This is a genomic window from Pseudomonas sp., assembly GCF_028293835.1.
Taxonomy (GTDB): Bacteria; Pseudomonadota; Gammaproteobacteria; order Pseudomonadales; family Pseudomonadaceae; genus Aquipseudomonas.
Genome location: NZ_JAQGNX010000056.1, coordinates 1 through 6,147 on the forward strand (window position 1 = coordinate 1; position 6,147 = coordinate 6,147).

Consider the following 6,147-nt stretch of genomic DNA (forward strand, 5'->3'; position numbering starts at 1 on the left):
TAAATCCTCCACCCGTGGATAACTCACTCCACCGTCACAGACTTCGCCAAGTTACGCGGCTGATCAACGTCCGTGCCTTTGAGTACCGCGACGTAGTACGACAGCAGTTGCAGCGGGATGGTGTACAAAATCGGCGCCAAGGTGTCGATGATGTGCGGCATGGAGATCACGTGAGTGCCTTCGCCGTTGCTCATACCCGCGTTCTCGTCAGCGAACACAATGAGTTCGCCACCGCGGGCGCGGACTTCTTGCAGGTTGGATTTAAGCTTTTCCAGCAGTTCGTTATTTGGCGCAACGGTGACGACTGGCATGTCGCTGTCTACCAACGCCAATGGACCGTGTTTCAGCTCGCCCGCCGGATAAGCTTCGGCGTGGATGTAGGAAATCTCTTTGAGCTTCAGCGACCCTTCCATCGCCACCGGGTACATCGCGCCGCGACCCAGGAACAGCGTGTGATGCTTTTCAGCGAACAGCTCAGCCACTTTTTCAACAGTGCAGTCCATGGCCAGTGCTTCGCCAAGACGAACCGGTAGCCGGCGCAACTCTTCGACGAGTTCCGCTTCGACGCCCTTCCCCAACGTGCCTTTGACTTGCCCTAGCGACAACGTCAGCAGCAACAAAGCCACCAGTTGAGTGGTGAAGGCTTTGGTCGAGGCAACGCCAATTTCCGGACCGGCCTGGGTCAGCAGCGTCAGGTCGGATTCACGCACCAGCGAACTGATGCTGACATTGCAAATGGCCAGGCTCGCGAGATAGCCCAATTCCTTGGCGTTACGCAGGGCCGCCAAGGTGTCCGCGGTTTCGCCTGATTGTGAGATTGAAACAAACAATGTGTCCGGCTGCACCACCACCTTGCGATAACGGAACTCGCTGGCAACTTCCACCTGACACGGGATCCCGGCCAGACCCTCGAGCCAATAGCGCGCAACCATCCCGGCATGAAAGCTAGTGCCGCAGGCGACTATTTGCACGTTGCGCACCTTGGCAAACAGTTCGGCTGCCTGTGGACCAAATGCTTGTACCAGCACCTGCTGCTGGCCTAAACGGCCTTCAAGGGTGCGTTGTACTACTTTTGGCTGCTCGTGGATTTCCTTGAGCATGAAATGGCGAAACTTGCCCTTGTCAGCTGCTTCTGCGCCTTCGTGGTACTGAACGATTTCACGCTCGACCGGAACGCCGTCCACGGTCCAGATTTGTACGCTGTCGCGACGGATTTCGGCGATGTCGCCTTCTTCCAGGTACACGAAGCGGTCGGTTACTTGCCTAAGGGCAAGTTGATCGGACGCAAGGAAATTTTCACCCAGGCCCATGCCGATTACCAACGGGCTACCACTGCGAGCTGCGAGCAAGCGATCCGGTTGTTTAGCGCTGATGACGGCCAAGCCGTAGGCACCGTGCAGTTCTTTAACTGCAGCCTTAAGTGCGATAGTCAAATCGCCTGAGTCTTTAAATTTGTGATGCAACAGATGGACGATGACTTCAGTGTCAGTTTCCGAGGTGAAGACATACCCAAGGCCTTTCAGGCGGTCACGCAGTTCTTCATGGTTTTCAATGATGCCGTTGTGCACAACAGCCAGCTCGTCTGCCGAAACGTGCGGGTGAGCATTGCGCTCGCATGGCGCGCCGTGGGTTGCCCAGCGCGTGTGAGCGATACCCAAACGACCAATCAGAGGCTCGCCAGCGAGCGCTTGCTCAAGCTCGGCGACTTTGCCTGGACGACGGCAGCGTTCCAGCTTGCCTGCATTGGTAAACAGCGCCACGCCAGCGCTGTCATAGCCGCGGTATTCGAGACGCTTCAGACCTTCAAGCAAAATAGCAGTGACATTACGCTCAGCAACGGCGCCAACGATTCCACACATGGTTTTCTCCTAGCAAACAGCAGCGCAAATCAGGGTTACGCCACGGGCTTGAATCTGCTCGCGTGCCTCAATGGGCAAGCGATCATCGGTAATAAGGGTATGGATCCTGCTCCAGGGCAGCTCCAAATTCGGGATTTTTCGACCTACCTTGTCAGCCTCAACCATCACCACGACTTCACGAGCGACCTCGGCCATCACTTGGCTCAAGCCCAGCAATTCGTTAAAGGTCGTTGTTCCACGATTCAGGTCAATGCCATCAGCTCCAATAAACAGTTGGTCAAAGTCATACGAGCGCAAAACCTGTTCGGCGACCTTGCCCTGGAACGATTCGGAATGGGGATCCCATGTACCGCCCGTCATCAACAGCACGGGTTCGCGCTCCAGTTCACTTAATACGCTGGCGACGTTGAGCGAGTTGGTCATGACCACCAAACCGGGTAATCGACTTAACTCCGGAATCAACGCGGCGGTGGTACTGCCGCTGTCAATGATGATCCGTGCATGCTCACGAATTCGTAAGACTGCAGCGCGGGCAATGGCCAGCTTGTATTTGGATACCGGCTGGCTACCGTCGCTTATTAATTCCTGCGGCAGGGTGACGGCACCGCCATAGCGACGCAACAACAAGCCGTTGCTTTCGAGGGCGGCGAGATCTTTGCGGATGGTCACTTCCGAGATGTCGAAGCGTTTCGCCATGTCGTCGACACTCACGTCCCCCTGCTCGTTAAGCAGGGCGAGGATATTGTGGCGACGTTGCGGGGTATTACGTTTTGACATGGCGGTTTATATTTCGATTCGAAAGATAACGAAGCCAATCAAAACCCATCTGAAACATTACGTCAAGTGTGTTGATCATCCCAGCGAACGAGACCCCTGTGGATAACTTCAGTCCTTTTTCATTTTCACCGGGCGCGCCCACCCATCAATGTTGCGTTGGCGCGCTCGGCCAACGCCTAACTGATCAGCGGGAACATCTTGGGTGATGGTAGAACCCGCGGCTGTCGTAGCGCCGGAAAAGATATCCACAGGCGCAACCAATGAATTATTGGAGCCTATGAATACGTCATCGCCGATGGTCGTCTTGTGTTTATTCACGCCATCGTAGTTACAGGTAATGGTGCCAGCACCGATGTTGCTTCGCGCCCCCACTTCAGAATCGCCCAGGTAGGTCAGATGACCGACCTTCGCGCCCTCGCCCAAGTGTGCGTTTTTCAGCTCAACGAAGTTACCCACATGTGCCCGCGCATCAAGGACGCTGCCCGGTCGCAAACGAGCAAACGGACCAACATCGCTGCCCTCACCTAAAATTGCGCCGTCGATGTGACTGTTGGCTTTGACAATTGATCCCTTGCGCAACGTGCTGTTCTTTATCACGCAGTTCGGGCCAATGCTGACATTATCTTCAATGATCACTTTGCCTTCGAGGACTACGTTGATGTCGATCAACACATCGCGACCCACGGTAACTTCACCGCGCACATCGAAGCGTGCCGGGTCCCTGAGCGTCACCCCCAGCGCCATTAAACGGCGACCCTCTCGCAGCTGATAATGGCGCTCTAATTCAGCCAGCTGCTTGCGATCATTAGCGCCCTGGACTTCCATGGCATCCAATGGCTGCTCGGTAGCGACCACCAGTCCATCCTCAACCGCCATGGCAATCACGTCGGTCAGGTAATACTCACCCTGGACGTTGTTGTTCGACAGACGACCTAACCAATCCGCCAAACGCTTGCCAGGCACCGCGAGAATGCCGGTATTCCCCTCGGTAATGCTCCTCTGCGCTTCGGTTGCGTCCTTGTGTTCGACAATGGCAAGAACCCGCTTCTCGCTGTCGCGAACGATTCGCCCGTAGCCAGTAGCATCAGCAAGGGTCACTGTCAGCAGCCCCAGCTGATCGGGGGTAACTTTTTTCAACAGGCGCTGAAGCGTGTTGACCTCAATCAACGGCACATCGCCGTAAAGAATGAGTACGTTTTCGGCATTCAGCTCTGGCAATGCCTGGGCCACCGCATGACCCGTGCCGAGTTGTTTGTCCTGTAAAACGAAGTTCAGGTCATCCGCCGCGAACTGCTCACGAACAGTATCAGCGCCGTGACCAATCACTACGTGGATACGCTGTGGATTAAGTTGCCGCGCGCTGTGGATAACATGCCCGAGCATGGAATTGCCGGCGACTGGGTGAAGAACTTTGGGCAACGCGGAACACATGCGGGTGCCTTGGCCGGCGGCGAGAATAACGACTTCGAGTGACATGGCTGGCTACCAATCCTGGGCGGTCAGCAGTTGCGACCGAAGGTGAGTTCTAAAAGAAAAAAGGGTAGCCGAGGCTACCCTTTTTCTCAATCGCGCATTAAGCAGACGGGGTTAGCCACCAAACTTTTTACGAATTTGCTGAACGGTGCGCAGCTGAGCTGTCGCCTCGGCCAGTCGTGCGGTCGCAGAACCGTAATCGAAATCTGCGCCCCTTTCGTGCAGCGCCTTCTCAGCCGCTTTGACGGCGTTCTGAGCAGAGGCTTCATCCAGGTCGGCAGCACGTTGCACGGTGTCGGCAAGAACCTTGACCATGTTTGGCTGCACTTCGAGGAAACCACCCGAGATGTAAAACACCTCAGCTTCCCCGCCCAGCTTGATCAGGCGAATCGGACCCGGCTTCAGATCAGTGATCAGCGGCGCGTGGCCTGGAGCGATACCGATATCACCCAGGTTGCCGTGCGCAATCACCATCTCCACCAGACCGGAGAAAATTTCCCCTTCCGCGCTGACGATATCGCAATGGACTGTCATAGCCATTTGCTTGCCTCAACCTAATTAGCGCCCGTTACCGGGCACCGGGATTACAGTTTTTTGGCTTTCTCGATCGCTTCTTCGATGCCGCCGACCATGTAGAACGCTTGTTCTGGCAAGTGGTCGTAGTCACCGTTGAGGATGCCTTTGAAGCCAGTAATGGTGTCTTTCAGGGAAACGTATTTACCCGAAGCACCGGTAAAGACTTCAGCCACGAAGAACGGCTGCGACAAGAAGCGCTGGATCTTACGTGCACGGGATACCAACTGCTTGTCGGTTTCCGACAGCTCGTCCATACCCAGGATCGCAATGATGTCCTTCAGCTCTTTGTAGCGCTGCAACACGTACTGGACGCCGCGAGCGGTGTCGTAGTGTTCCTGACCGATTACGTTCGGGTCCAGCTGGCGCGAAGTCGAGTCCAATGGATCGACCGCTGGGTAGATACCCAGCGAGGCGATGTCACGGGACAGTACGACGGTTGCATCCAAGTGGGCAAACGTTGTCGCGGGCGACGGGTCGGTCAAGTCATCTGCAGGTACGTAGACAGCTTGAATCGAGGTAATCGAGCCGGCTTTGGTCGAAGTGATGCGCTCTTGCAGAGTGCCCATCTCTTCAGCCAGGGTCGGCTGGTAACCTACTGCAGAAGGCATACGCCCCAACAGTGCGGATACCTCAGTACCGGCCAGTGTGTAACGATAGATGTTGTCGACGAACAGCAGAACGTCGTTACCTTCGTCACGGAATTTCTCGGCCATGGTCAGGCCAGTCAGTGCTACGCGCAGACGGTTACCCGGCGGCTCGTTCATCTGACCGTAAACCAGTGCCACTTTATCGAGAACGTTGGAATCTTTCATCTCGTGGTAGAAGTCGTTACCCTCACGGGTACGCTCGCCCACACCAGCGAACACGGAATAACCGCTGTGCTCGATGGCGATGTTACGGATCAATTCCATCATGTTTACGGTTTTGCCTACACCGGCACCACCGAACAGACCAACCTTACCGCCTTTGGCGAACGGGCAAACCAGGTCGATAACCTTGATGCCGGTTTCCAGCAGGTCGTTACCGCCTGCCTGTTCAGCAAACGTCGGCGCAGGACGGTGAATGCCCCAACGCTCGTCGGTTTCGATGGGACCAGCTTCGTCGATCGGGTTACCCAGGACGTCCATAATCCGGCCCAGGGTCGCTTTACCGACCGGTACGGAGATGGCTGCGCCAGAGTCTTTGACTTCCAGACCGCGCTTCAAGCCCTCGGTGGAACCCATTGCAATAGTGCGAACCACACCGTCGCCCAGCTGCTGCTGGACTTCCAGGGTGGTCCCGGCCGCGCTTTGTACCAACAACGCGTTGTAAATGCTCGGTACGTGTTCGCGTGGGAATTCCACGTCGATCACGGCGCCGATGATTTGAACGATACGTCCGCTACTCATTAGCTGGATCCTCTGAATATTTGAACCGTTAAACCGCGGCAGCGCCGCCGACGATTTCCGAGATCTCTTGGGTG

The 6,147-nt window shown here is 55.9% G+C and carries 5 protein-coding genes; all 5 read right to left on the bottom strand.

All coding sequences use genetic code 11. The features are described from left to right. Positions 1-23: 23 nt before the first annotated feature. Positions 24-1,859 (bottom strand): glutamine--fructose-6-phosphate transaminase (isomerizing), encoded by a 1,836-nt coding sequence (gene glmS / locus JWR17_RS06500; protein WP_299829489.1) that lies wholly within the window; start codon positions 1,857-1,859, stop codon positions 24-26. Positions 1,860-1,868: 9 nt separating this feature from the next. Next, positions 1,869-2,636 carry a DeoR/GlpR family DNA-binding transcription regulator gene (locus JWR17_RS06505; protein WP_299829491.1) on the bottom strand — a complete coding sequence of 256 codons (768 nt, stop codon included), beginning with the start codon at positions 2,634-2,636 and terminating at the stop codon, positions 1,869-1,871. Positions 2,637-2,744: 108 nt separating this feature from the next. Next, complete coding sequence (gene glmU, locus JWR17_RS06510) at positions 2,745-4,112, bottom strand: bifunctional UDP-N-acetylglucosamine diphosphorylase/glucosamine-1-phosphate N-acetyltransferase GlmU (RefSeq protein WP_299829493.1); 1,368 nt, start codon at positions 4,110-4,112, stop codon at positions 2,745-2,747. A 111-nt stretch (positions 4,113-4,223) separates the two neighbouring features. Beyond that, positions 4,224-4,649, bottom strand: coding sequence for a F0F1 ATP synthase subunit epsilon (locus JWR17_RS06515; RefSeq protein WP_299829495.1), 426 nt, complete (start codon positions 4,647-4,649; stop codon positions 4,224-4,226). A gap of 44 nt (positions 4,650-4,693) precedes the next feature. Continuing rightward, entirely contained in the window at positions 4,694-6,073 is a 1,380-nt protein-coding gene (gene atpD / locus JWR17_RS06520; RefSeq protein ID WP_299829497.1) for a F0F1 ATP synthase subunit beta, read from the bottom strand. Between the last annotated feature and the right edge of the window lie 74 nt (positions 6,074-6,147).